Origin of the sequence: Paenibacillus sp. ALJ109b (assembly GCF_010747435.1) — a bacterium.
In the GTDB taxonomy this organism is placed as follows: domain Bacteria; phylum Bacillota; class Bacilli; order Paenibacillales; family Paenibacillaceae; genus Paenibacillus; species Paenibacillus taichungensis.
Map to the genome: position 1 here is coordinate 61,687 of NZ_JAAIFP010000024.1, position 24,000 is coordinate 85,686.

At 46.0% G+C, this 24,000-nt stretch carries 24 protein-coding genes and 1 other annotated feature; of the genes, 16 read left to right on the forward strand and 8 right to left on the reverse strand.

Features of this window, described 5'->3' with window-relative positions; all coding sequences use genetic code 11:
* Positions 1-194 precede the first annotated feature (194 nt).
* Positions 195-1,322 (reverse strand): NADH:flavin oxidoreductase, encoded by a 1,128-nt coding sequence (locus G3352_RS21815; protein WP_163759792.1) that lies wholly within the window; start codon positions 1,320-1,322, stop codon positions 195-197.
* Between the two features lie 226 nt (positions 1,323-1,548).
* Here G3352_RS21815 and G3352_RS21820 point away from each other — a divergent pair, with 226 nt between their 5' ends.
* On the forward strand, positions 1,549-2,133 hold the full coding sequence (locus G3352_RS21820) for a TetR/AcrR family transcriptional regulator (protein WP_163759795.1): 585 nt from the start codon (positions 1,549-1,551) through the stop codon (positions 2,131-2,133).
* A gap of 148 nt (positions 2,134-2,281) precedes the next feature.
* Here the strand turns inward: G3352_RS21820 and G3352_RS21825 are convergent, their stop codons facing one another.
* The gene (locus G3352_RS21825; RefSeq protein ID WP_163759798.1) at positions 2,282-3,535 is read right to left on the reverse strand and encodes a cytochrome P450; all 1,254 of its coding nucleotides are present in this window, start codon (positions 3,533-3,535) and stop codon (positions 2,282-2,284) included.
* Positions 3,536-3,632: 97 nt separating this feature from the next.
* On the opposite strand from G3352_RS21825, the gene G3352_RS21830 reads away from it, so the two are divergent.
* The 3 genes from G3352_RS21830 to G3352_RS21840 all read left to right on the forward strand — a co-directional run bounded on the left by G3352_RS21830 (position 3,633) and on the right by G3352_RS21840 (position 5,749).
* Positions 3,633-4,790 (forward strand): ABC transporter permease, encoded by a 1,158-nt coding sequence (locus tag G3352_RS21830; RefSeq protein ID WP_163759800.1) that lies wholly within the window; start codon positions 3,633-3,635, stop codon positions 4,788-4,790.
* Between the two features lie 71 nt (positions 4,791-4,861).
* The gene (locus G3352_RS21835) at positions 4,862-5,407 is read left to right on the forward strand and encodes a PadR family transcriptional regulator (protein ID WP_163759803.1); all 546 of its coding nucleotides are present in this window, start codon (positions 4,862-4,864) and stop codon (positions 5,405-5,407) included.
* A 33-nt stretch (positions 5,408-5,440) separates the two neighbouring features.
* Positions 5,441-5,749 carry a Dabb family protein gene (locus tag G3352_RS21840; RefSeq protein ID WP_163759805.1) on the forward strand — a complete coding sequence of 103 codons (309 nt, stop codon included), beginning with the start codon at positions 5,441-5,443 and terminating at the stop codon, positions 5,747-5,749.
* Positions 5,750-5,859: 110 nt separating this feature from the next.
* Here the strand turns inward: G3352_RS21840 and G3352_RS21845 are convergent, their stop codons facing one another.
* Complete coding sequence (locus G3352_RS21845; protein ID WP_163759808.1) at positions 5,860-6,921, reverse strand: S-layer homology domain-containing protein; 1,062 nt, start codon at positions 6,919-6,921, stop codon at positions 5,860-5,862.
* Positions 6,922-7,274: 353 nt separating this feature from the next.
* On the opposite strand from G3352_RS21845, the gene G3352_RS21850 reads away from it, so the two are divergent.
* On the forward strand, positions 7,275-8,591 hold the full coding sequence (locus G3352_RS21850) for a nucleobase:cation symporter-2 family protein (RefSeq protein WP_163759811.1): 1,317 nt from the start codon (positions 7,275-7,277) through the stop codon (positions 8,589-8,591).
* 157 nt (positions 8,592-8,748) lie between these two features.
* On the opposite strand, the gene G3352_RS21855 is transcribed toward G3352_RS21850, so the two are convergent.
* Positions 8,749-9,189, reverse strand: coding sequence for a YhfM domain-containing protein (locus G3352_RS21855; protein ID WP_163759814.1), 441 nt, complete (start codon positions 9,187-9,189; stop codon positions 8,749-8,751).
* 224 nt (positions 9,190-9,413) lie between these two features.
* Here G3352_RS21855 and G3352_RS21860 point away from each other — a divergent pair, with 224 nt between their 5' ends.
* The 4 genes from G3352_RS21860 (at position 9,414) to tyrS (ending at position 13,571) form a co-directional block, all read left to right on the forward strand.
* Entirely contained in the window at positions 9,414-10,883 is a 1,470-nt protein-coding gene (locus G3352_RS21860) for a protein adenylyltransferase SelO (protein WP_163759817.1), read from the forward strand.
* 66 nt (positions 10,884-10,949) lie between these two features.
* Complete coding sequence (locus G3352_RS21865) at positions 10,950-11,408, forward strand: Imm63 family immunity protein (protein WP_163759820.1); 459 nt, start codon at positions 10,950-10,952, stop codon at positions 11,406-11,408.
* Positions 11,409-11,413: 5 nt separating this feature from the next.
* Complete coding sequence (locus G3352_RS21870; RefSeq protein ID WP_163759823.1) at positions 11,414-11,863, forward strand: DMP19 family protein; 450 nt, start codon at positions 11,414-11,416, stop codon at positions 11,861-11,863.
* 100 nt (positions 11,864-11,963) lie between these two features.
* Positions 11,964-12,185 (forward strand) — a binding site (T-box leader).
* 126 nt (positions 12,186-12,311) lie between these two features.
* Positions 12,312-13,571: a tyrosine--tRNA ligase gene (tyrS, locus tag G3352_RS21875; RefSeq protein WP_063563092.1), complete on the forward strand. Its 1,260-nt coding sequence runs from the start codon at positions 12,312-12,314 to the stop codon at positions 13,569-13,571.
* Between the two features lie 155 nt (positions 13,572-13,726).
* Here tyrS and G3352_RS21880 read toward each other — a convergent pair whose 3' ends face one another.
* The 4 genes from G3352_RS21880 to G3352_RS21895 all read right to left on the reverse strand — a co-directional run bounded on the left by G3352_RS21880 (position 13,727) and on the right by G3352_RS21895 (position 15,933).
* Entirely contained in the window at positions 13,727-14,005 is a 279-nt protein-coding gene (locus G3352_RS21880) for a YxcD family protein (protein WP_017687903.1), read from the reverse strand.
* 5 nt (positions 14,006-14,010) lie between these two features.
* Positions 14,011-14,517, reverse strand: a complete 507-nt coding sequence (locus tag G3352_RS21885) for a hypothetical protein (RefSeq protein ID WP_163759826.1) — start codon at positions 14,515-14,517, stop codon at positions 14,011-14,013.
* A gap of 99 nt (positions 14,518-14,616) precedes the next feature.
* The gene (locus G3352_RS21890) at positions 14,617-15,183 is read right to left on the reverse strand and encodes a PadR family transcriptional regulator (RefSeq protein WP_163759828.1); all 567 of its coding nucleotides are present in this window, start codon (positions 15,181-15,183) and stop codon (positions 14,617-14,619) included.
* Between the two features lie 186 nt (positions 15,184-15,369).
* Positions 15,370-15,933 (reverse strand): beta-class carbonic anhydrase, encoded by a 564-nt coding sequence (locus G3352_RS21895; RefSeq protein WP_063563089.1) that lies wholly within the window; start codon positions 15,931-15,933, stop codon positions 15,370-15,372.
* Positions 15,934-16,157: 224 nt separating this feature from the next.
* On the opposite strand from G3352_RS21895, the gene G3352_RS21900 reads away from it, so the two are divergent.
* The 7 genes from G3352_RS21900 (at position 16,158) to G3352_RS21930 (ending at position 23,906) form a co-directional block, all read left to right on the forward strand.
* Positions 16,158-17,672: a carboxypeptidase M32 gene (locus G3352_RS21900; protein ID WP_163759831.1), complete on the forward strand. Its 1,515-nt coding sequence runs from the start codon at positions 16,158-16,160 to the stop codon at positions 17,670-17,672.
* Positions 17,673-17,818: 146 nt separating this feature from the next.
* Positions 17,819-18,820 carry an ABC transporter substrate-binding protein gene (locus G3352_RS21905; protein WP_163759834.1) on the forward strand — a complete coding sequence of 334 codons (1,002 nt, stop codon included), beginning with the start codon at positions 17,819-17,821 and terminating at the stop codon, positions 18,818-18,820.
* Between the two features lie 30 nt (positions 18,821-18,850).
* A complete protein-coding gene (locus tag G3352_RS21910) occupies positions 18,851-19,645 on the forward strand; it encodes an ABC transporter ATP-binding protein (protein ID WP_163759837.1) in 795 nt (264 codons plus the stop codon).
* Between the two features lie 38 nt (positions 19,646-19,683).
* On the forward strand, positions 19,684-20,475 hold the full coding sequence (locus tag G3352_RS21915) for an ABC transporter permease (protein ID WP_371121628.1): 792 nt from the start codon (positions 19,684-19,686) through the stop codon (positions 20,473-20,475).
* 454 nt (positions 20,476-20,929) lie between these two features.
* Positions 20,930-21,907, forward strand: a complete 978-nt coding sequence (locus G3352_RS21920) for an aromatic acid exporter family protein (protein WP_076289079.1) — start codon at positions 20,930-20,932, stop codon at positions 21,905-21,907.
* A gap of 75 nt (positions 21,908-21,982) precedes the next feature.
* Positions 21,983-22,543 carry an outer spore coat protein CotE gene (locus tag G3352_RS21925; RefSeq protein WP_076289080.1) on the forward strand — a complete coding sequence of 187 codons (561 nt, stop codon included), beginning with the start codon at positions 21,983-21,985 and terminating at the stop codon, positions 22,541-22,543.
* A gap of 112 nt (positions 22,544-22,655) precedes the next feature.
* On the forward strand, positions 22,656-23,906 hold the full coding sequence (locus tag G3352_RS21930) for a putative amidoligase domain-containing protein (protein WP_205524999.1): 1,251 nt from the start codon (positions 22,656-22,658) through the stop codon (positions 23,904-23,906).
* The last annotated feature ends 94 nt before the right edge of the window (positions 23,907-24,000 follow it).

Consider the following 24,000-nt stretch of genomic DNA (forward strand, 5'->3'; position numbering starts at 1 on the left):
CTTCTTTCTGGTATGTTAAATGTCATTATAATATGAAAAGAAGGAATGTTCTTGAATGATATTGCTCGCCAGTGTTGTTCAAACATGTAAAAAACCAAAATACCCGCTGTCCCTAACTAAATGGATGACGAGTATTTTGGTTCAATTATATCTCATTCAACGGATAACCATATGAATTCGGTCCTAAATTAATCTTATAGCAACGTAACAAGCGCTTCAGGCGAAAAGGCCTGAATTTCATTCACGCGGCCATCACGGATTTTCACAGCCCATGCCGGATCCGCGAGAAGTGCACGTCCAACGGCAACTAGATCAAATTCCTCCTGTTCCAACCGATGAAGAAGATCATCCAAATCCTTGTGTCCTGCACCTTTACCTTCTGTATAGAGACTGGTAAATTCATCATCCAGACCGACAGAGCCCACGGCTATCGTTGGTTTGTCTGTCAGTTTTTTCACCCAGCCGGCAAATCCAAGTTCCGAACCATCATATTCCGGCTCCCAGAAACGTCGTGTTGAGCAGTGGAATATATCGACGCCGGCCTCTACCAGCACTTTCAGGAATAGCTCCAGCTTATCCGGTGTGTCCAGCGGTTTAACGTAATAATCACTCATTTTCCACTGCGACAAACGAATGGAAATCGGGTAATCGGGACCCACGGCAGCACGAATGGCTTGAATAAGTTCGGTAGCGAATTGCGTACGCTTGAAAAGATCGCCGCCATAGCGGTCTGTCCGTGTATTTGTTCTGTCCCAGAAGAATTGGTCAACCAGGTAACCATGTGCTCCTTGAATTTCAATGCCGTCAAATCCAAGCCGTTTGGCATGAACTGCTGCGTCCACAAAAGCTTGAATGATGTTTGCGATTTCCTCCTCGGTCATAGGTGCACCAGTCAATTTTCCCTCAAGATCAATACCCGACGGCCCAATGGACGGAGCTTCCGGATAAGGCTGTGATCCCACTGGACGAGCCATACCCATATGCCAAAGCTGAGGAAAAATCTTGCCCCCGGCTTCATGGACTTGTTTGACGACTTCTGCCCAGCCGTTTAATGCTTCTTCACCATGAAAACGGGGCACGCGTGGTTCGCTGGTTGCCGCCGGATGGTCAATAGTTACACCTTCGGTAATAATAAGTCCGACGCCATTTTCCGCACGTCTGCGATAATAAGCTGCTACATCGGAGCCCGGTACACCATCTGGTGAGAAAGCCCGACCCATAGCGGGCATAACGATACGAGACTGCAATGTTAAATTATGAATTGTATAAGGTTGAAACAGATTTTCCGTCAATTGAACTTGTTGCTTCTGATGATTACTCATTGTAAAACACCTCCATAATAGTGCACCTCCAAGCAGGGTACGAGTGCAATATTATCAATGGAGAAAGGCTGTATCAACCGATGATTTAACCAATGTGTTGCTTAAGCAAAGCGACCATAATAATGTTGGTTTAACCCTGGATTACTTGTTGACCTAACAGTAGATATCTATAATAGAAGCATTGAGAAGTTTGATTTCAAGATCGATTAAAAGGGGTACTTTGTATATGTCAGGTGAGTTTTCTCCAAATCCCAATGATCCACGGGTGATCCGAACCCGTCAATTAATTCAGGATGCATTTTTTTATCATTTGAATAAAAAGGATTTCTCAGCTATCACGGTTCAGGATATTACGCAAAAGGCGACCATTAACCGGGCCACATTTTATGCTCATTTTGCAGACAAATATGAACTGCTTGAATCCGTTTTGTCCTATGCTTTCCAAGAATATGTGCTCAAACAGATTGATGTAGAGGCACATTTGACAGAAGAGACCCTGAAGCAACTGGTGATCTCGTTATGTAATTATCATGATTCAAGCAACCAATGTATCAAGAAATATGAGTCTGTAGCGCCAATCTTTGAGGAAAACATTAAGGCTCAGTTAGAAAAGCTTGTTCTGGAGCTTGCCATGAGTCAAACAGAAGGTGCGGAGCCACCCAAAACATTGGCGTATTTGGCAACGATGCTGAGCTGGTCTATCTATGGGGTGACGTATCGTTGGAATTTGGAGGAGAGGCAGGAATCCCCGGCTGAGCTGGCCGAACGAGTAGTGCCGTTTATGATGAATGGAACAGGGTTGCTGAATTAACGAACGGTAGAATGGAAGGATAGAGGTTATTTATAAAGATAACGGTAGAGAGAAAGAGCAGATGAGATCTGCTCTTTTTGTTTTGAGTTTACCCATAGGTAATATAGTAAAGATTATCAATTCATAAATGAATTTACGTCAGATGAATTTACGTATACAGCTTCAGCGGAAGACTTGTTAAAGATTGTCCAGCCGCAGAAGGGATCAGGTTTTCCTCCAGATTGAATCCTTGCACGGGTTCAATGCTGGTGAACGTTTTTAGAAATGCGGTCAGTACAATTTTGGCCTCTAGACGGGCCAGAGGAGCCCCCAGACAGAAGTGAGTGCCAAAACCAAACGCAAGCTGTTTATTATTGTTTGAACGATGAATATTCAAGGTGAACGGATCTTCGAACATATTCTCATCCATATTGGCTGCACTCATCCACGCTACGATAGCGTCTCCCTTTTTCAGTTTAACTCCGAGCAAATCGTTATCCTCTTTGACCATGCGGTCCATTTTGCTGATGTGAAACCTGTATCTCAGCATTTCCTCTACCGCGGCTGGGACAAGCTCATGATTATCCCTGAGTTCGGCATACAATTCCGGTTGGTCATATAGAAGGGCATAGAACGAGTTGGCCAGCAAGTTGCTTGTAGTTTCTATGCCGGCGCCCAGAATAAACATGGTGGTTCGCACAATCTCTTCATCCGTAAAGTGCTCGCCATCGAGCTCAACCTGGATCAGGTCTGATATGATATCTTCTCCCAGATTGGATCTTTTGGACACAACGAAGGGATACAAGTATTTGAAATATTCTTCCCCGGCAATCTTTTTCATTTCGTTAATTTGATCAAAAGTGGCATCGGTAGTAGGCATAAACATGGTGTCCACCCAATCTTTAAACAAATGACGATCTTTGGAAGGGATGCCGAGCAGGTCAGACATGATAATGACAGGAAACATGCTCGTATAAGCTTCAATAATGTCCACTTCCGATTGACCTTCAAATTCTCTGATCAGCTCTTCGGCCACTGCCTCTATTCTCGGTTCCCAGAGCTTGAGACTTCTGGGTGTAAATGCACTTGCCAGCAATGATCTCCGCTTGCGATGTTCCGGCGGGTCTACATTGTGAATATCCAGCTTGTCCGGCATATGATGCTCGCTGTCCGCACCTTCTTCTTCGCTTGAATATCCCACATTAACAATTGATCTTTTTCTCACACTGGAGAAATGCTCGTGATCATTAAGCACGGTTTTGACAAGATCATACCTGAATACATGCCAGGAATCGGTCTCTTCATTGTAGATGACGGGTTCCTGATTCAACATGCTGCGATACCAACGGTAGGGACTGAATTCTTCTTCTTTCGATTGGAAATTCGTAATTTCTGACAGAGAAATAATAGAGCTCTTCGTCATTCGTTTCGCCTCCTTGGTTGGTCTCATTGACAAATATAACAAACAAGAGTACTTTAATTCAAGTAGTTTAAATTAAAACAACAAGGTGGAGTAGAGAGTGAAGAACATACTGAAGCACGGCGGAGTCAAGGCAGGCATATTCATGATCGTTTTTTATCAAATTGTAATGTTGACCGTTTTTATGTCGGGGTATAGTGCAATCCCCAAAAATGTAACGAATCTTACGGTTGCCATTGTCAACGAAGACCAGCAATCAGGTACTGAATTTGTACAAAAGTTGCAAGAACAATTGCCATTTAAAGTAGTTACCAACGAATCATTAGAACAGGCGAAGACGGGGCTGGAAGACCGGGATATTCATATGATCATACGTATACCGGGTGATTTTACGGAGAAACTGTCTGAACAGGATGGTAAAGCTCAGTTACAGTACCTGATTAATGAATCGAACCCAACAACAATCACGAGCTCCATGAAAAATGTTGCAGCTGAAATCACCGCGCAGATGGGTGCACAAGTTCAGGCACAGAGCTTCGAGGGTGTGCTGAGCAGTATGCAGGTTCCTGCAGAGCAATCGAAACAGATTGTGGAGTCCACTATGGGCAAAGTGTCATCGGACATTGTTCTGAGCAACCCGCAGCCAGCAGGCATGCAGAATCAGATGGCACCGATGTTCATCACCATGGCGCTCTATGTTGGAGCCATGATCTATGCGATGCAAAGCATTGGCGGAATGAAGCAACTGCAAGGGCAGATGGGGAAATGGAGAGCATTCTTTGCAATGCGAGGTACGAACCTGATTGTTTCCATCATTGCTCCACTCGTGGGGATTGGCATTTATTTTATGGTGCAGGGGTATGGCGTGGAAGTGTTCTTGAAAATGTGGATGGTACACAGTTTACAGCTGTTTGTGTCAATTGAGTTCACCAGCATCTTTATCATGCTTCTCGGTCAAGGCGGAATGCTGATCAATATGGTATTTGTACTCAGCCAATCTATTGCAAACGGGACGTCCATGTCGCCGGAGATGATGCCAGGATATTTCAAATTCGTGAGTCACATCACACCGATGTTTTATTCAACGCATCTGGATTATAATATTCTCTTCGGCGGAGGGAAGACGGTAGAATATGCGGTTGGCCTGGCATTGGTGGGCTTGGGAGCCTTTGTGATCAATACAGCCATTCATCATTTCAAAAAAGCCAAACAGACGGATACAACACAGGAGCCTGTACAACAGCCCGTTTTGATATAAAATAGAAGTTATGAGGGTAGGCGATCAGGAAGAAGCTGTACCCTTGGAAGAGCAGAATGGGGGCAGTCACAATGTCGATTCAAATATTTATACTCGGTGCACTAAGTGAGGGGAATTATTATCCCTATGATATTAAGAAACGAATTGGGAAACATCTGGATCAAACGGATGCCAAGATTACAGAAGGCACCATTTATTATAATTTTGAAGTGTTGCTGAAGAAGGGCCTGATCGAGAAGGTAGAAACGATCCAGACTGAAAATCGACCGGACAAAACGACATATGGAATCACCGAAAAAGGACGTCAGTCACTCGAGCAGAGCATATATAAGGTGTTCCAGAAGTTTACGAACGTACAGTCCTTATACGCTGCGTTGGTCCATTTGGATAAGGTGGATAATCAGAAGATCGCTTATCTGATTGAGGATATTATTGAGAAAATGAATAAGAGGCTGGAATACATTGATTCTCATACACCTCAGGAGATTGATCTTCAGGAGGATCTGAAAGATGCACTGTTGTTGATGCGAGATCACGCTTACCACTCGATTCAGAGTGATAAGATCTGGCTTCAAAAGCTGCTAAATCATGTTCAGAACAGAGTATTAAAAAGCTAAATAACTCGTTAAAGGAATGAGGAGGAGCAGATAATGTATGAACACTTGGTTGTATTCAAATTGAACGATAAAATCACTTCGGTTAAACAGCAGGAATTGGTAGCTCAATTGCTCGCGTTACAGGAACAGATTCCTGGAATTGTGGATCTCACCGCAGGCATTAATGTAACCGAGGAGACCGATCATATTCAGGGCTTCACCCTTGGCCTGAGAGTGACGTTTGAAGATCAGGAAGCGCTGCGTGCTTATGGTCCACATCCTGCTCATCAGGCATTTGTAACTTCCCTGAATGAATGGGTGGAGAATGTGATTGTGGTCGATTATCCGATCCCCTCAAGATGAGGGGCTTGGAATCACTGGTTGCCTGAAATAGCTGTTTAATGGTTTATTGAAATAACAAAAAGCACTGAACCCGGTTCAGTGCTTTTTGTTATTTATCAGTGTTTCTGATGTTATCCCTCATAAGGTAAAACCGCGTAGATTTTCCAGGTGTTATCATCCATTTTCTTGAGCCTATACAACCCGTCTAATGAAATGGTTTCTTCGTTTAGGTCCTTACCTGCTTTGATGCTCGTTTTAATTTTGCCGCCATTCGCTTCCAATACGGCATATTGATTGGAGCGCTCCACAATGGAGAAAACAGGTTTGGAGATCCATTCAATATCCATCTGGGTTTGCTCATCCAGAGCGGATGTCAGATCTTCAAGTGAAGTGAGATTAAAGGAGAGCTGATAACCGGTGTAATATGTAGCATAGATATCAGACACTTGATCGTAGCTGTGTTCAGACATCGCCGTAATCTCCTGTTCGGTTGCGTTGGAAGCCAGAGTAATCAGTTCAGTTGTATCAGGGAGCTGGGTTTGTTCCAAACGTAAAGCCCGCTCTAGCATGACAACCGATTGGGCGCGAGTGGCTTTCGCAAACGGTTGAAACGTGGTGGTCGTCATACCCGAAACGATCCCTGTTTGGCTTGCTTTTGCAATGGCCGAGGCTGCGTAATAGTTGGGGACATCCTTAAAGGTTTTGGCAGAGCCTTCAAATTGGATGGAGCTGGAGAAAGTCCGTACAACCATAACGGCAATATCTCCGCGGGTGATAGGGAGATCTGGACCAAATTCAGTACTGGATATGCCTCCAACTACGCCAAGTGAACTAGCGATCCGGACCGCATCGGCATACCATTTGCCTGCGTTCACATCATTAAAGGCTTTCCCTTGAGCAGTGCTATGTAGCCCTGCCGCCTGTACAAGAATAGAAACAAATTCTGCACGGGTAATGGGATGATTGGGCTTGAGAGCCACTTCGCCAGTACTTAGGGGATACCCGTTTAGTAAATCAGCATTAACGAAGTTGTCAAGGGTATCGTATGCCCAGTGATCGTCAATGTCTGTTGGATAGTATAAGTCCAACGATTTGTAGGAATCGGCAGCAGCGGCCTTATTCCAAGGACAGGCTAGTAACACTAAAAGCATGGTTAAGTAAAATAGGGTGATACCTTTAAACTTTTGTCTCATCTAGGAAGTTCCTCCCGAATTTCTCAAATTTGCCGTTAATCATCATAACAGAGATCAAGAGATTGATCTAAAGGAAATCTTTACTACTAAATCGTGACGTGTAATTATCCTTAGCGAAGAAGTATGGAGAGTAATGTTATTCAACTTTTGTTGTTAGATTAACTTACATATAATAGATCGGGTTATGTGTTAATTTTGTATAATACGCATAAAAAGACTGAATCTATTTATATTTTGTAACAATTCCGCAACATGAATCATGGAACTTCCCGCAATTGTTTATATAATGTGAATCAACATAACATGATTTTTGCAGCGGTAAAGTGATTCTAAATTACAGGGGGCAGGTAGGAATGAGAGAAACCAAGAGAATGAGGATTTTTTCACTGGGAATTCAGCACGTATTGGCGATGTATGCCGGGGCCATTTTGGTTCCACTGCTTGTGGGAAGGGCTTTAAACCTGACTGCAGAACAATTGGCATACCTGGTATCGATTGACCTGTTAACCTGTGGTATCGCGACATGGCTTCAAGCACGTAAAGGGAAGTATTTGGGGATAGGCTTGCCAGCAGTTCTAGGAAGCTCATTTGTTGCTGTGACTCCTATGATTGCAATTGGATCACAATATGGAATTCCGGCCATTTACGGTTCCATTATAGCAGCTGGCATATTCATCGTTATATGTGCTGTCTTCTTTAGTAAAATCGTCAAACTGTTTCCTCCCGTCGTGATTGGAACAGTCGTAACCATTATTGGTCTGGCGTTGATTCCAACAGGCATCAAGAACATGGCAGGCGGAGCAAACAGCGAGAATTTCGGAAGTCTGGACAATCTGGCTCTCTCATTCGGGGTACTGCTCTTCATTCTGGTGCTGAATCGATATGCTCGCGGCTTTGTCAAATCCCTCGCAGTTCTCCTCGGTATTATTGTTGGTACCCTCGTCGCTGCCCTCATGGGGAAAGTGAATTTCAGCTCTGTACAGGAAGCCTCCTGGTTCCATTTGCCCCAGCCCTTTTACTTTGGATGGCCTACATTCGAAATTGGTCCGATCATTACCATGATTATTGTCGGCACGGTTGTCATTATCGAGTCTACAGGTGTGTTTATGGCCTTGAGCAAAATCTGTGATCAACCGATTAACGAAAAGGATCTCGCACGAGGATACCGCGCAGAGGGTCTTGCGTTTGTGCTTGGTGGAATCTTCAATGCTTTTCCGTATAACACATTTGCCCAAAATGTCGGTTTGGTTCAGCTCTCCAAAGTGAAAACGACCAATGTGGTTGTTGCAGCCGGAGGTATTCTGGTTTTTCTCGGACTCATCCCCAAAGTTGCGGCATTCGCAACGATTATCCCCAGCGCGGTACTCGGCGGGGCAACGGTGGTTCTGTTCGGCATGGTGGTCTCATCTGGGATTAAAATGCTGCAACATGTGGATTTCAGCAAGCAATCCAATCTGTTAATCGTTGCTTGTTCGGTTTCGCTCGGTCTTGGCGTCACAGCAGTACCGGATCTGTTTGCCCAGCTGCCTCAAAGTATCCGCATTATTGTTGGGGATGGTATTATCACAGGCAGTCTATGCGCCATTCTGCTCAATATCTTCTTTAACCTCGGATTTAAAAAAGAGAGTCTGCCTGTACAGCCCATACAGGCTCAAGAAGCACATACGTAAGATTGTCTTGTTAACAGGTATGCGATCTGAATAAATGGAACAGACCCAAGATGTATTGGTTGAGGTGGAATGATCGGAATGACTCCCCTCGCCAATGAACCTCTTGGGTCTTTATGTTAGGTAAATTGCAGAGTCTGTAGAGTAAAATCGGATATTTTTATTCAACATACCCTGGAAGCTTTTCACCTGTGATAAGTTCGAAAAGTTTGGCAGATTTCTCCTTAGTTAATTGAACATAAGTAGGCTTGCTTTCAATGATGATTTCAACCTGATCCTGATGGGGACTGATCCACAGATTATAGATGACACTTTTATCTGAGGAAGTTGTGTTCTTTTTCTCGAAAAAGAATTTATAATCCGGAGGCCGCACCATATCCGCTATAATGTGGTTTGATCGAATGGAGCGGGTGATGCTCCTAATGGCATGCACCTGTGCTGCATCGGTAATTTTTCTATACAGAGTGTATTGATTGGAGTTCTCAACCGGTTGTTGAATGATAACCTGATTTCCCTTTGATTGTATGTTGTCCGCTAAACACCCGGTAAGGCACATAAACAAAAGCGTCATACAGCCAATCACATAGATATATTTTCTCAATCTGATCCCCCCTTGAAACTTAAACGGTGCCCCGGGTATGAAAGTTACAGCAGGATGAATGCAAAAGGGATATAAATATGCTAAAGTTTCATCATGAACATGCTACATGTTCTTTCCGTTGAATTTCCATGCGACTACATAAATGAGCATTGGTTCACAAGGCTAAAATAAAACGAAGAGATATCCTGATATCGCTTGGTTACAGAAAAGGAGTTGTGATCACCATGCAACAAGAAACGCTGAAAAAAGGCTGGCACTTCGACAATAGTTATGGACGTTTGCCACAGACCCTTTTTACAAATCAGGGTGCGGTACCTGTTCAATCACCGAAGTTGATCATCTTCAATACATTGCTTGCAGCCAGCCTGGGACTGAATGTTGAGGCTCTCAACAGTGATGAAGGAGCGGAAGTGTTTGCAGGAAACCTGATTCCGGAAGGTGCCGAGCCTCTGGCTCAGGCCTATGCAGGTCATCAGTTCGGCAATTTTAACATGCTTGGTGATGGACGGGCTTTGCTGCTGGGAGAACAGATCACGCCACAAGGCGAGCGAGTGGATATCCAGCTGAAGGGTTCGGGAAGAACCCCATATTCTCGCGGAGGCGATGGACGTGCTGCTGTTGGGCCAATGCTGCGTGAATATATTATTAGTGAAGCGATGTATGCACTGGGTATTCCAACAACGCGAAGTCTGGCGGTTGTATCTACTGGAGAAAACATTACACGCGAAACAGAGCGACCTGGTGCAATCCTGACTCGAGTGGCTTCAAGTCATTTACGTGTAGCAACCTTCCAATATGCAGCCAGATGGGGATCGATTGATGAGCTCAGAGCATTGGCTGACTATACACTGAAACGGCATTTTCCCGATATTGCCGAAGCCGATAATCGCTATCTCCAGTTACTTCAGGAAGTCATTCGTCGACAGGCTTCACTTATCGCTAAGTGGCAACAGGTTGGTTTTATTCATGGCGTAATGAATACAGATAATATGGCCATCAGTGGTGAAACCATCGATTATGGGCCGTGTGCGTTTATGGATGCCTACAATCCAGCGACGGTATTTAGCTCCATTGATACGCAAGGTCGGTATGCATATGGAAATCAACCGTATATTGGCGGCTGGAATCTGGCTCGGTTTGCCGAAACGCTTCTGCCACTGCTGCATGAGGACGAAGAACAGGCTGTACAAATTGCTCAGGATGCCATTGCACAATTCTCTGAATTGTATCATCACCACTGGCTCTCGGGAATGCGGAGCAAACTGGGCTTGTTTAATGAAGAGGCTGAGGATGAAGTGCTAATCAGAGATCTTCTTGAATTGATGGAGAAGCATAGTGCAGATTACACGAATACGTTTCTCGCACTAACCTTTGATACGCTCAACGGAGCTCCCTTGTTCGACACTTCAGAGTTTGCAGAATGGAATGAGCGTCGCCAGGCAAGATTAGGCAGACAGCAGGAAGGGAAAGAAGAATCGCAGCAATTGATGAAATCTAACAACCCGGCGGTGATTCCTCGTAATCATCGGGTGGAAGAAGCACTGGACCGAGCAGAGAATCACGGAGATCTTAGTGTGATGGAGAAACTTCTAGCTGTTCTTTCCAACCCGTTTGAACATTCTACCGAACAGGCTGAGTACGCGGAACTGCCTACGCAGTGCGATACCTCCTACCGGACTTTCTGTGGAACCTGATTGAAAACTTGTTATGAAGAGGCTGCCATTGGCAGCTTTTTCATTATCATGTCAAAAGGAGATTTTATGTCCAACATACTAAGCAAACCAGAGATTGCAAAAACTCTTTTTTTGTTGCTTGAGCGGACATCCTTCCGCAGGCAGCAGATAGAGAACTATGTTAACCGGTTGTTTGAGAGCTTTAAAGGGGATGGTGTTCCATATGTAGAGAGTGAAAATGATGCATATATAGTTCGTATATACGAGCGTGGCATGGTCATGTTGGAAAAAAGAATGAAACAGACGGAAGAAGTAATCTACTGGCTGCTGGAGGATATCATTTTTACGGTAGCGCATGTGGAATTGCTGAAACGATATGGTGTGGATAATAAACAGACACACTTGAATTACACAAACGCAGTGACGCAAGAATTGACCCAAAGTGTTGAGAAGGCTTTCCAACAGCTTGGAGATCCTTACTTGTATTGGCATCAGACGGGTAAACGGCAAGATCTGGAGAGGCTGGAACCTAGAAAAGAGAGGTGATTGACATGAGTGAACAGGATATTAATGATGTGTGGTATGAATATGCGTTAACCTTTGTGGGGAAAAAGAATGAATCCGCTGAGGGCTGGGCTGCGTTAACAACGAATGAACAGGAAATTGCTGCTTTATGGCTGCTAGAGGTGGACGTCTTTAACGGTGGTTTTGTTCAATTTTTCTGCAACTGGGGAGAAGAGGCGTACCTTTATGCGTTGCGGGCATTACATACGATTGGTGCGACTCAAGTGTTGGACATCATAAAGTCAGCATACGGCTGCATTGAGCAATTGGAAGAGGATGAAAGACTTACTGGACTGTGGGATATTCCTAAGTTTCTAACATCAGAGGAGGAACACCAGCTGGATACGCTTGATCAGCAATTTTGGAATAATGAAGATCAGATTGCAGAGAAGGCATATGCATATTATCACAAGAAGTTGAACATGATGTCTTTATAAACTTTGGAGTAGGCACTCATCTGTTGCTCTATATAAAGATTAAATACTTGGCCTTGCAATGATATTAACGTTCGGCTATACTGGCTATAAATTGAATACATGAATTACGTTGATAGAGCGCAGTAGCGGCTTTGTCCCTGTTACAGAAAGTCAGGGGTTAATGGAACCTGATACATACAAGGGCTGCGAATTACACTCTGGAGTACTTGGGTAATGCCAAGCGGAATGGCAAACGATATTTTGCTGAAAGCGGTATGGACAGCGTGTGAGTTGTTGTCTGTGCAAGTTGGGTGGTACCACGGTTATGATAATCGTCCCTATGTCTATTGAAGACAAGGCGGCGATTTTTTTGTGTCCAAAAAAGGCTCACCCGGCTTAGCTCCTTGTGAATTCACGTTTAACGTAGATCATGGCCTAATACCATTGCATAGAGAAGGGGTTGTTTGTTTTGAATATTATTGATGAACTGGAATGGCGTGACGCCATTAATCAACAGACGGATGCGGAGGGTCTGCGTGAGCTGACCGAGACGACGTCGGTTTCATTGTACTGCGGGGTTGACCCTACAGGAGACAGCATGCATATCGGACATTTGATCCCATTCATGATGCTGAAACGTTTCCAACTCGCTGGGCACCGTCCAGTCATTCTGATTGGTGGGGCTACAGGAACGATTGGTGATCCAAGTGGCCGTCAATCGGAACGTTCCCTGCAAACGTTGGAAGAGGTACAGGCCAATGTCGATGCTCTGACTGCACAAATGAAAAAACTTTTTGTAACGGATGGCGACAATCAGGTACGTATGGTCAACAACTACGACTGGACACACAAAATCAATGTGATTGAATTTTTGCGTGACTACGGTAAAAACTTTAACCTCAACACAATGCTGGCTAAAGATGTAGTTGCGAGCAGACTGGAAGACGGAATTTCATTTACCGAGTTTTCGTACCAGATTCTCCAATCGCTCGATTATCTGCACCTGTTCCAACATGAGGATGTACAGCTGCAAATCGGCGGTTCCGATCAATGGGGCAATATTACTAGCGGTCTGGACCTGATCCGTAAAAAAGAAGGCCCAGAAGCAAAAGCTTACGGTCTGACAATCCCACTTATGCTTAAATCTGACGGAACGAAATTCGGTAAATCCGCAGGCGGGTCCATCTGGCTGGATGCGAATAAAACAACTCCATTCGAATTCTACCAGTTCTGGGCGAACACGGATGACCGTGATGTGATCAAATACCTGAAATACTTCACGTTCCTCAGCAAAGAGGAGATTGAAGCTTTGGCTGAAAAGGTAGAAACGGAGCCGCACAAGCGTGAAGCACAAAAGGCACTCGCTGAAGAAATGACGAAATTTGTTCACGGCGACGATATGCTGGAGCAGGCGAAACGCATTACAGCAGCACTCTTCAGCGGAGACATTCGTTCCCTTACAGCAGACGAAATCGAGCAGGGCTTCAAAGAAATGCCGACCTTCGAAACCGATGGTGAAGCAAAAAATATTGTAGACTGGCTCGTGGATCTTGGCCTGGAACCATCCAAACGTCAGGCGCGTGAGGATGTCACCAAAGGGGCTATCTCCATGAATGGTGAGAAAGTGACGGAACTGGAATTCACGGTCTCTGCAGAGCACGCAATCGGTGGTAAATTCATCATTATCCGCAAAGGCAAGAAAAACTACAGTCTGGTAAAATTGAAGTAACCACAGGATTGCAGTATGAAGCTTGGGAAGGTAGTAGCGAAGGCTTTATCTTCCCCAGCAACGCCAAAAAAAAGGACCGCCCCCAATCATGTCATTGACATCATGGAGATGGTCCTTTTTACATGCCATCCGCAAATGGCTTATTTGTTATTCATTTATTGATTCACAATCGCTGTGATCTCTTCATCCAGATCGAGTCTTACATTCTCACGGTAAGCCCGAATGTTGTATTCACTGTGTAGGTAGCGCAGGATGGCTTCGATCATGTTGGATTCGACCAGGTACTGACTGCGGCCTTGAATCCAGACTTCAGCGGAATATCCCGTATCTTCTTCCCAGCTCAGTTCCACATTGACATCGGTTGGGCGAACACCCTTGCGTTCAGCCATGTGAATACAGATCGCGTTGACAATTTCATCCATGCTTAGAACCATAGAGATTAGTACCGTCCGTTTCTGTTACGGTCATCATCATCACGATCATTTTTGCGGTCATAACGACCATCTGCTGCTGGTTTACGGCGATTCGTAATGGCTCTGAACAGGGCCATCGCGAGCATCACGATCAGCATGATTGCAGCTACGTTTACGAGCAATCCAAGAATGTTACCCAGAGCGCCCATTCCACCGAACAATCCGCCGAACATCATACCAGCAAGACCGCCCAGCATCATGCCTTTCATAAATCCACCGCCACCGCCGAAGAATCCGCCACGGTTCGTTGTAGCTGCTCCATTGCTGGAGTTATTATTCGTATTTGATTTGCTTACATTGCTGTTGGAATCGGATTTCTTAGGTGTGTTAGTATAGCTTTTTGTTCCCGACTTGAAACCGCCACCACGTCTAGCATCAGCAGAATCCGGATTCGCGACTCCGACTGTTGCAAACAACAATGTAAAGGCCATGAAAACCATCATGAGATGTTTAATTCCGAATTTTTTCTTCATTGTAAAGATCGTTACCCCCCGATTAATTTGTTTGATTCGCCCAAAAATGGGCCTTACTCAAGTAATACGGTCAACTTACAGGAACGTTTCAAATTTTGTTTATTTTTCTGAAATACTTGGACAAGGGTCCTGAATTGCCGCCTGACCATCGAGTAATTGGGTTACCCAGTTACACCATTCGATGCCCGTTTGTGCGTTCATTAACCCTTTTTGTACCAGAATGTAACTTCCGAATTCCCGACTGCCTACTCGCAAATTATCCTGAGGGATACGGGACTTCAAATCCTCGAAATAACGGATGCGTTCCAAAAACCAGTTTTTGCGCTCATTCAGAATGCGTCTCATGCTTCCATCTTCCGCAATGCCGACACATAAAATACGCAGATTGAACTCGTCACGCGTAACCGGAGCGGTAACGGGAGTGATCATCCATCCCAGCAGTTTTTCAATACCTTTTTCCGTGACTGCATACATTTTTTTGTCCGGTTTGTCAGACTGTTGCACCCAGCGGGAGGCTAAAAGCTCATCGTTTTCCATTTTGGAGAGGAGCGGATAGATCTGACTGTGTTTAGCCTGCCAATGCGGCTGGATCTTCAGCATTAGATCATAACCTGATGACTCCTCGCGGGTAAGAAGCCCGAGCAATCCGTAGGAAAGTATGTTCATGCACATGTCTCCTTAATATTAGGGCTGGGCCAGCAAAAACAATGTAAATTGCTTTCTTTGACCGCTTTCATAAAAGTGTACACTGAAACTGTATGGTTTGACAACCTGACAGAACAACTGCCTCAATTTAGACAAAAAAAGAGTGCGGACCCTGAGGTCCGCACCCAAAACCATTTAGAGAGATGTCTATTGCCCATACCCATCTGCGACAAGATCAAGTTCACCTGTGTAGGAGTCGATGACCATGCCGTGAACGGGCACAGTAGGTGGAAGTAATGGATGTTTCTTGATCACTTCCACAGTATGTTTTACCCCTTCTTCAACGCTGTCAAACCCGCGTAGCCACTTTTGTAAACGTATGCCGGAGTTCTCCAGTGTGCTCATGACTTCCTCAGATACACCCCGTTCAACCATATGTCCAATCATGGTCTCTGCGTGTAGGGAAGCCATACCGCATTCCGTGTGTCCAACAACCAGTACTTCGTCGGCACCAAGCTCATAGATGGCGACGAGAACACTACGCATAACAGACCCGAAAGGTTGAGAAATGATTGCGCCAGCGTTTTTGATGATTTTAACATCGCCGTTCTTCAGGTTCATGGCCTTGGGCAGCATTTCCACCAGACGAGTGTCCATACAAGTGATGATGACCATCTTTTTGGTTGGAAACTTGCCTGCCGTATACTTTTCGTATTCTTTAGTCTCGACAAATGATTTGTTGTAAGCCAGAATCTCTTGAATGTTGTTCATGTCTATTGCCTCCTGTTATCCAATACGATGAGCACGGCCACTTGCATCAAATGCAGCTTGTCCTACGCCCTTTGGTTTTTTATTATACCACGGTCAGCAAATTGCATTATTCCTCGATTTGGAGGAATAATGCAATTTGCATCTGTTAAAAGTTGATTATACGCATTGCAAAAAGTATCATCAATAGGGAAACCAACATTTTTTTGAAGAGGTGAACGTTAACAATGGAACAACACACACAGCAACAGCTGGAATCCTTCCGTAATCTGGCTCGCAAAATCAAGAGTTATCATGAAGCCATTGGTTTGCTTCACTGGGATCTGCGTACAGGTGCGCCCAAAAAAGGTGTCCCGACACGTTCGGAAACACTTGGAATGCTGTCAACCGAAGCATTCAAACTGCAAACCTCAGCTGAGATGAAATCCTACCTGGATACATTAACAAATCCAGCCGTGCTGGAACAGCTGGAAGATATCGACCGTCGTCAGGTGGAAGATTGCCAGAAAGAATATAATCGCAGTCAGTCCGTACCACCAGAAAAAGTACAAGCGTATACCGTACTTACCGCCAGATCAGAAACGGCTTGGGAAGATGCCAAGCATAATAGCGATTTTGCAGGTTTTTCGCCCTACCTCACCGATATTGTGAAGCTCAAACAAGAGTTCATTGACTACTGGGGTGTGAAAGATACTCGTTATGATACCCTTCTGGACATGTATGAGCCGGAACTTACTGTAGAAAAGGTGGATGCGGTATTTGCCCGTCTCAAAGCCCGCTTAGTTCCGCTGCAAGAGAAGATCAATGCTTCGGCGAACAAGCCAAACACAGAGTTCTTAAACCAGCTGTTTGACAAGGATCAACAGGAGAAGTTCAGTCTGTTCATTCTGGAACAAATGGGTTATGACTTTGAAGCAGGAAGACTTGATGAGAGTGTTCATCCGTTCGCAACGGGCCTGAATCCAGGTGATGTGCGGATCACGACGAATTATTTGCAGGATGATGTGACGAGTGCAGTCTTCAGTTCACTCCACGAAGGCGGACACGCCCTGTATGAGCAAAATATTGATGATAGCCTGGCTGGTACTCTTCTTGCCGAAGGAACGTCTATGGGTATCCACGAATCCCAGTCGCGCCTTTGGGAAAATATGATTGGCCGCAGTCTTCCATTCTGGACGCGTTATTATAAAGATTTGCAACAGCACTTCCCTCAATTAAACGAGGTTGAGCTGGAAGACTTTTACCGGGCGATTAACCGGGTTGAAAGCTCTCTGATTCGGATTGAAGCTGATGAGCTGACGTACAATCTGCACATCATCATTCGTTATGAAATTGAGAAAATGCTGTTTAACGAAGGTCTGGAAGTCAAGGACCTGCCGGAGACCTGGAATGCAAAATACAAGGAATATCTTGGCGTTGTGCCACCAAATGATGGTGTGGGTGTGCTTCAGGACGTTCACTGGTCGGGTGGTGACTTTGGTTACTTTGCATCATACTCACTCGGCAATATGTATGCTGCACAGATTCTACATACACTGCGCAAAGAAATGCCGGATTTCGATGCCCATATTGCCGAAGGTAACCTGATTCCCATCAAGGAATGGCTGACTGGCAAAATTTATCGTCACGGCAAAAGCCGTACACCTTCTGAACTGATCGTGGCCGTAACGGGTGAAGAGCTGAATCCGGACTATTTGGCCGATTATCTGGAAGAGAAATATGCGGAGATTTACAAGCTGTAGACAGCTATAACATCATTATCCAATTTTTGAAGAGCGGGGCATCATTGCCCGGCTCTTCTTTTGCATGCAAGTTCTTAACCTTTTGCTGGGCATCAGCATATCAATAATAGAGAGAACAGCTGAAACCAGTGAAGGAGGGAAATATCATGAAATACACGCCCTGGTTCATCCGGGCCATCGTCATTTTGCTCATTATCATCGTGGCTCTCACCAGCTGCAATAAAGATAAGGATGAAACCAAAATTACGATCGGTGAGGTCACACGTTCTGTTTTTTACGCACCTGAATATGTGGCCGTGGCCCAAGGTTTTTTTGAGGAACAGGGGCTTGAAGTGGACATTCAAACGACGGCTGGTGGAGACAAAACGATGGCTGCACTGCTTGCAGGCTCAGTAGACATCGCGTTGGTCGGAGCTGAGACGTCTATTTATGTCTATCAACAAGGCGCAGAAGATCCGGTCATTAACTTTGCCCAGCTTACACAGACGGACGGAACGTTTCTGTTTGCCCGAGATCCCGAAGGCGACTTCAATTGGGATCAATTGAAACAGAGTACATTCCTTGGACAAAGAAAAGGCGGCATGCCTCAAATGGCAGGTGAATTCACACTGAAAAAGCATGGCATTGATCCGCAGAATGATCTGGAATTGATACAAAATGTGGATTTTGCCAATATCGCTTCTGCATTTGCTTCAGGTACGGGGGATTATGTGCAGCTGTTTGAACCTCAGGCTTCCATCTTTGAGAAAGAGGGTCGTGGCAAGGTTGTAGCCTCGTTTGGAACGGAAAGTGGCCATCTGCCTTATACGGTCTTCATGACTAAACAAAGTTACATCAACGACAACAAGGACATCGTTCAGAAGTTCTCAAACGGCTTGCACAAAGCACAAGCATGGGTGGATTCCCATACCGCTGAAGAGATCGCTGAAGTCATCAAGCCTTATTTCAAAGATATCGATCCAGCCATTCTGGTAAGCAGTGTGAACCGTTACAAAGAACAGGGCACATATGCAACCGATCCAATCATTGATGAGGACGAATGGAATAACTTGCTGGACGTCATGAGTGCTGCGGGAGAACTGAAACAACGTGTGGACTCTCAAACGATTGTCGATAATTCCTATGCAGAACAAGCAGCAACGAAGTAACCAGGTATTCGGGAAAGGACGTGAGCATGTATGCCTGAATCCGAAACGGTGATCAGACTGGAAGGGATTTCGCAAGTCTATGTCAGCGAGCGTGAAGCATCGCTGGTTATTGAAAATTTGAATCTTCAGGTCGAGCAAGGAGAATTCGTTAGTCTTGTTGGCCCAAGCGGATGTGGTAAAACGACATTGCTGTCGATCATCGCCGGGCTGCTCACACCAACCGCAGGCGAGGTCAAGGTAAAAGGAAAACGCATGGAAGGTCCGTCTGCCCAGATTGGCTATATGCTGCAACAGGATTATCTGTTTCCATGGCGTACCATTTTGGATAATGTCCTTATCGGACTTGAATTGACTGGTGGGCTCAATGACGAGAGTCGCGAGCGCACACGTGAGCTGCTGGCAGGTATGGGTCTAGCTGGAACCGAAGCCCAGTATCCTTCAGAGCTATCCGGGGGAATGAGGCAACGGGTGGCTTTGGTACGTACACTGGCTACGGACCCGGGAATACTGTTGCTGGATGAACCCTTTTCCGCACTCGATTATCAAACCAAGCTGCAGCTGGAGGATCTAGTTTCAGACACATTGAAGAAATCCGGCAAAACCTCGGTGCTTGTCACCCATGATCTTTCCGAAGCCATCGCCGTCAGTGACCGCGTCATTGTGCTTGATCGAAATCCGGGTCGCATTCGGAAGGAGTTTATCATTCCCGAGGATCTGCGGAACGCACAGCCTTTTCACGCGAGGGAGCAGCCAGGGTTCAATGAGCTGTTTCAGGCGTTATGGAGTGAACTGGATCAGTCCGGAGGAGGTGAGAAGAACGGGTGAATCAGACGAACCAGAAGCAGGAAATGCGTGATGATTGGATGAGACAGCTGCACCAAAGTCATATTCAGCAGGTTGCCAGATGGCGACATAAAGTGCTGGCGGTGCAGCTGTCCATGCTGGTGTTTATGTTTTTGCTGTGGGAACTGGCGGGAAGACTGCGCTGGATTGATGTGCTTTTGTTCAGTTATCCCAGCAAAATTTTCAATCAGATTTGGAAGGACATCGTCAGTGGAGAACTATGGGCGCATGTTGGGGTAACCGTTGGGGAAACGGCAGTCGGCTTTTTGCTGGGGACACTCGTCGGAACACTGCTTGCGGTTCTGATCTGGTGGTCTCCTTTTTTGTCCAAAGTGCTTGATCCCTATATGGTTGTGTTCAACAGCATGCCCAAAGTAGCGCTGGGTCCAATCTTTATTGTCATGTTTGGTGCAGGATTTACGGCTATTGTCATGACGACGTTATCCATTACAGTCATTATTACTACACTTGTCGTGTATAACAGTTTTAATGAAGTAGATCAGAACTATATTAAGGTTATCCGTACGTTTGGTGGCGATCGTTCCGAGATTTTCAGCAAAGTGGTATTACCCGCTTCCTTTCCTGCCATTGTCTCTACCTTGAAAGTAAACGTGGGCATGGCCTGGGTTGGTGTGATCGTGGGTGAATTTCTGGTCGCCAAGCAGGGGTTGGGCTATCTGATCATCTATGGATTTCAAGTGTTCAACTTTACCCTTGTTTTATCGAGCCTGTTGATCATTGCGGCTGTAGCTACAGCGATGTACCAACTCGTTGTATATGTAGAACGCAAGCTGCTGGCAGGACGCAGGTGATTTTGCGAACCATGCGTGTGTAATAGAGAGCTTCATGATATGTATACAATTTCACAAGAGGTGTCACGTTGCCGGAACCCGTAAAATCAAGTACCATACTAATACGAATATTCCGCGCAGTCCGGAATGAATGCGACGATTGGAGAAGAGGGCCTAGAGGCTTCCGTCGCATCAATCAAATTGCCAGCGTCCCTCATCCGGGGCGCGTTATTGTGACCGACATGCATATGCATGTCGGTTGATGCTGTTTATGAGTGTAGCAGCGAAATCGATATACGGTTCTTCCAGAATGATTCTTTTGATTAGATAAGAAATGGTTTTTGGCAGGATGTGTAATACTAGGGATATGATATATGACGATACACGCTGTCAGGCATTGGTGGACAAGTGCTCACCTGGATAGGTATGGCTCGCTGGCTTTGACATTTTTGCAGCTTAGAGGAGAGGGAGTTAGATGGGTTTTAGGGTAATTAAAACCGCAATAGCCGCGCTGATGGCCGTGCTGATTGCGGACTGGTGCGGCTTGCCCGGACCAACATCGGCGGGCTTGTTAGCCATACTCGGCGTTGATGTGACACGAAAAAGAAGTATTCGCACCATATCTGCGAGATTTTTCGCCTCCGTAGTGGGGCTTTTATTTGCAAGTGTACTTTTTCACTTTCTTGGCTTCCATTATTGGGTGCTGGCGGTCTACATACTGATTGCATTCCCGGTTATAGTTCGGGCCGGATTCAAGGAAGGCATTGTGACGGGGTCTGTCGTGGTGTTCCGGGTATTTAGCGGCGGCGAAATGGACGTACAGGTGGTTTTGATCCAAATTGGGCTGCTGCTGATTGGTCTCGGTTCCGCGATGGTTGTCAATCTAGCCTATATGCCGGCTGCGGACCCGCAGATGCTGCGTATTCGCAAAAGAATTGATGAATTATTCTCGGTTATCTTCCAGGAGTTTGCAGCCACGCTGCGCAATCCGAATGAAGTATGGGCAGGGAAAGAGCTGATCGAAGCCGACAAGGCTGTACTGGGCGGCATTGAAGCGGCCAAACGTTCATTGGAGAATCAGGTCATCCACCCGAACGAGGGATGGAGTGTTTACTTTTATATGCGCAAAACGCAATTGGATTCCATCCAGCATATGATGCATCTGGTATCCCAGATCTATCAGAAGATGCCGCATGCAGAAATGGTATCGGAGCTGTTCGACCAGCTCAGTCAGGATGTTCTCACTGAATCTTACACCGGACGTACAGAAAAACTTCTCGCAGATGTGCAAGAAGAATTCAAGCGAATGGAGTTGCCGGATACAAGGGAAGAATTCGAGATTCGTTCCGCGATTCTCCAGCTGTGCCGGGAACTCGCTCTGTATCTGAAAATAGCCAAGAAGGACAAAGCACCGTCTCCAGTATCGGACCGGTCCCAATCTACAAATGAATAATAGAAAATAGTTGTCACCCTAGACGGATGCCCTGCATACACTTGTAAAGAATGATTGTATGGAGGAGGTTTAAAGATGTCATTGAGTCATAAACATCAATGTAGAGAGATCATCACGAAGGCGATCTGCGGCAAAGGTCGTAAGTTCTCTACCGTAACACATACCGTGACTCCGCCACATGGTCCGACCAGTATTTTGGGGGCTTGGATTATCAACCACCAATATGAAGCCGTATCAGCGGGGGACGGAATTGAAGTTATTGGTACTTACGATATCAACATTTGGTATTCCTATGACAAAAATTCACAGACGGATGTAGCCAAAGAAACGGTGTCGTATGTAGAACATGTGCCTTTGTCCTATCTGGACCCGAAACACCGGGCCGCCACTGTAGAGGTATCTGCGGATGCAACGCAGGAACCGAGCTGTGTGGAAGCCACGGTGTCGGCAGGTGGAGGCAGCGTAATTATCCGGGTAGAACGGGAATTCGCTGTTGAACTGGTCGCCGAGACCAAAGTATGTGTGAAAGTGTGCACGGATGGCTGTGGAGATTACGAAGACAAGGATTATGACTACGGCAGTGGCGATGGAGATTATGACGATCTCGATCCCGACCTGCTTGACGATGAGCTGTAAGCTCAGCGATCCGGATTCATAAACTTAAGGTATTATATGCGCCGCAAGCGGCAGTGAAGAGGGCGTAAGCCCTCTTTTTTCATTTTGGGCGAGTATCGAGAGGTGGGACAGGATGAATGTGATAGATGAGGCCGAGGAGGCCGTGCGCCGCTATGAACGCATGCTCCCTCGTGAACGGGCAGGTCGCCTAAAACGATCCGGGATTGAAGTGCTGGCATCGCAGGACAGGCGTGACCGGGAGTTGGGTCTGCGTGTACGTTACGATGTAGAGATATGCTGTCTGCAAGCGATTCGCATCACACGTAGGGACACCAGTGGCATGGGGGGAGCGCAAGAACGTGTGCTGGATCGTGAAGCGGCATCAACGTTATTCAAACGCATTGAACGGCTTGCCACCAAAGCATTGTATACGGTTGGACTGGATCACGGCGCTGTAAGACTGGAAGCGTCAGGAAAGAGCGGTTGTGCTGTCATCTCGATTGACCCAAGGCCATGGAAGGGAATGACAGATCTCTCTGCCATGTACCGTGCAGGCTGGAAACAGCTTCAGTTCGAACTGGATGAAGAGCGGCATCGTAATGCAGCCCCCATACTTGGAATGGACCCTGAGTTCCTGCTTGTGCAAATGCCAGAATCCAAAATCGTGCCCGCCTCCAGATTTCTCGAACGAACAGGTGTAGCCGGCTGTGATTCCGTGACGATTAATGGACGACGAATATATCCTGTTGCCGAACTGCGACCTGCCCCCAGCTCTGAGCCGCGCGAGTTGTTGGCTCATCTGATGAGAGCCTTTGCGGCAGCATCCCGTAGTATTAGTGATCACTCGCTGATCTGGCAGGCAGGGGGAATGCCCCAGCGCGGCTTGCCACTGGGCGGACATGTTCATTTCAGTGGCGTTACACTAAATGGGGAGCTGCTGCGTGCACTTGACAATTATCTCGCATTGCCGCTTGCCGTTCTTCAGGACCCACGAGGTTCGGGCAGGCGTCCGCGTTATGGGGCATTGGGTGATTTCCGACTAAAATCTTACGGTGGATTCGAATACCGCACGTTACCCAGTTTTCTGGTATCTCCTCTGGTTGCCAAAGGAGTTGTTGCTTTAGCTGGCCTTATCGCAAGAGGCTATCATCAGCTGCGTCAACGTCCTTTGGCGAAGGCTGCTATTCATACTGCTTTTTATGAAGGAAACCGTGAGGTAATGCGGGCGCATATTCCGGCACTGCTAGATGACCTGACACAAATGGATGGTTATGAACGTTATGAACTTTACGCTGCTCCATTAATTAGCCAGTTAAGACAAGGTAAGACGTGGGACGAGAGTCGGGATATACGTAAACTCTGGAATATTCGAGCAGGTTCATGAAGAGTGGGCACTTTTTTGTTATAATGAGAAATAAGTCGATTTTGATCATCGTTACGGAAGAAATGGAACAGCAACCTGTGAGGGAAGCGGCGGA

What these genes read in the sequence shown, in the direction of transcription:
- G3352_RS21815 (WP_163759792.1), bottom strand. Translation starts at nt 1,322, where the DNA reads ATGAGTAATCATCAGAAGCAACAAGTTCAATTGACGGAAAATCTGTTT.
- G3352_RS21820 (WP_163759795.1), top strand. Translation starts at nt 1,549, where the DNA reads ATGTCAGGTGAGTTTTCTCCAAATCCCAATGATCCACGGGTGATCCGA.
- G3352_RS21825 (WP_163759798.1), bottom strand. Translation starts at nt 3,535, where the DNA reads ATGACGAAGAGCTCTATTATTTCTCTGTCAGAAATTACGAATTTCCAA.
- G3352_RS21835 (WP_163759803.1), top strand. Translation starts at nt 4,862, where the DNA reads ATGTCGATTCAAATATTTATACTCGGTGCACTAAGTGAGGGGAATTAT.
- G3352_RS21840 (WP_163759805.1), top strand. Translation starts at nt 5,441, where the DNA reads ATGTATGAACACTTGGTTGTATTCAAATTGAACGATAAAATCACTTCG.
- G3352_RS21845 (WP_163759808.1), bottom strand. Translation starts at nt 6,921, where the DNA reads ATGAGACAAAAGTTTAAAGGTATCACCCTATTTTACTTAACCATGCTT.
- G3352_RS21850 (WP_163759811.1), top strand. Translation starts at nt 7,275, where the DNA reads ATGAGAGAAACCAAGAGAATGAGGATTTTTTCACTGGGAATTCAGCAC.
- G3352_RS21860 (WP_163759817.1), top strand. Translation starts at nt 9,414, where the DNA reads ATGCAACAAGAAACGCTGAAAAAAGGCTGGCACTTCGACAATAGTTAT.
- G3352_RS21865 (WP_163759820.1), top strand. Translation starts at nt 10,950, where the DNA reads ATGTCCAACATACTAAGCAAACCAGAGATTGCAAAAACTCTTTTTTTG.
- G3352_RS21870 (WP_163759823.1), top strand. Translation starts at nt 11,414, where the DNA reads ATGAGTGAACAGGATATTAATGATGTGTGGTATGAATATGCGTTAACC.
- G3352_RS21880 (WP_017687903.1), bottom strand. Translation starts at nt 14,005, where the DNA reads ATGGTTCTAAGCATGGATGAAATTGTCAACGCGATCTGTATTCACATG.
- G3352_RS21885 (WP_163759826.1), bottom strand. Translation starts at nt 14,517, where the DNA reads ATGAAGAAAAAATTCGGAATTAAACATCTCATGATGGTTTTCATGGCC.
- G3352_RS21890 (WP_163759828.1), bottom strand. Translation starts at nt 15,183, where the DNA reads ATGAACATACTTTCCTACGGATTGCTCGGGCTTCTTACCCGCGAGGAG.
- G3352_RS21895 (WP_063563089.1), bottom strand. Translation starts at nt 15,933, where the DNA reads ATGAACAACATTCAAGAGATTCTGGCTTACAACAAATCATTTGTCGAG.
- G3352_RS21900 (WP_163759831.1), top strand. Translation starts at nt 16,158, where the DNA reads ATGGAACAACACACACAGCAACAGCTGGAATCCTTCCGTAATCTGGCT.
- G3352_RS21905 (WP_163759834.1), top strand. Translation starts at nt 17,819, where the DNA reads ATGAAATACACGCCCTGGTTCATCCGGGCCATCGTCATTTTGCTCATT.
- G3352_RS21910 (WP_163759837.1), top strand. Translation starts at nt 18,851, where the DNA reads ATGCCTGAATCCGAAACGGTGATCAGACTGGAAGGGATTTCGCAAGTC.
- G3352_RS21915 (WP_371121628.1), top strand. Translation starts at nt 19,684, where the DNA reads ATGAGACAGCTGCACCAAAGTCATATTCAGCAGGTTGCCAGATGGCGA.
- G3352_RS21920 (WP_076289079.1), top strand. Translation starts at nt 20,930, where the DNA reads ATGGGTTTTAGGGTAATTAAAACCGCAATAGCCGCGCTGATGGCCGTG.
- G3352_RS21925 (WP_076289080.1), top strand. Translation starts at nt 21,983, where the DNA reads ATGTCATTGAGTCATAAACATCAATGTAGAGAGATCATCACGAAGGCG.
- G3352_RS21930 (WP_205524999.1), top strand. Translation starts at nt 22,656, where the DNA reads ATGAATGTGATAGATGAGGCCGAGGAGGCCGTGCGCCGCTATGAACGC.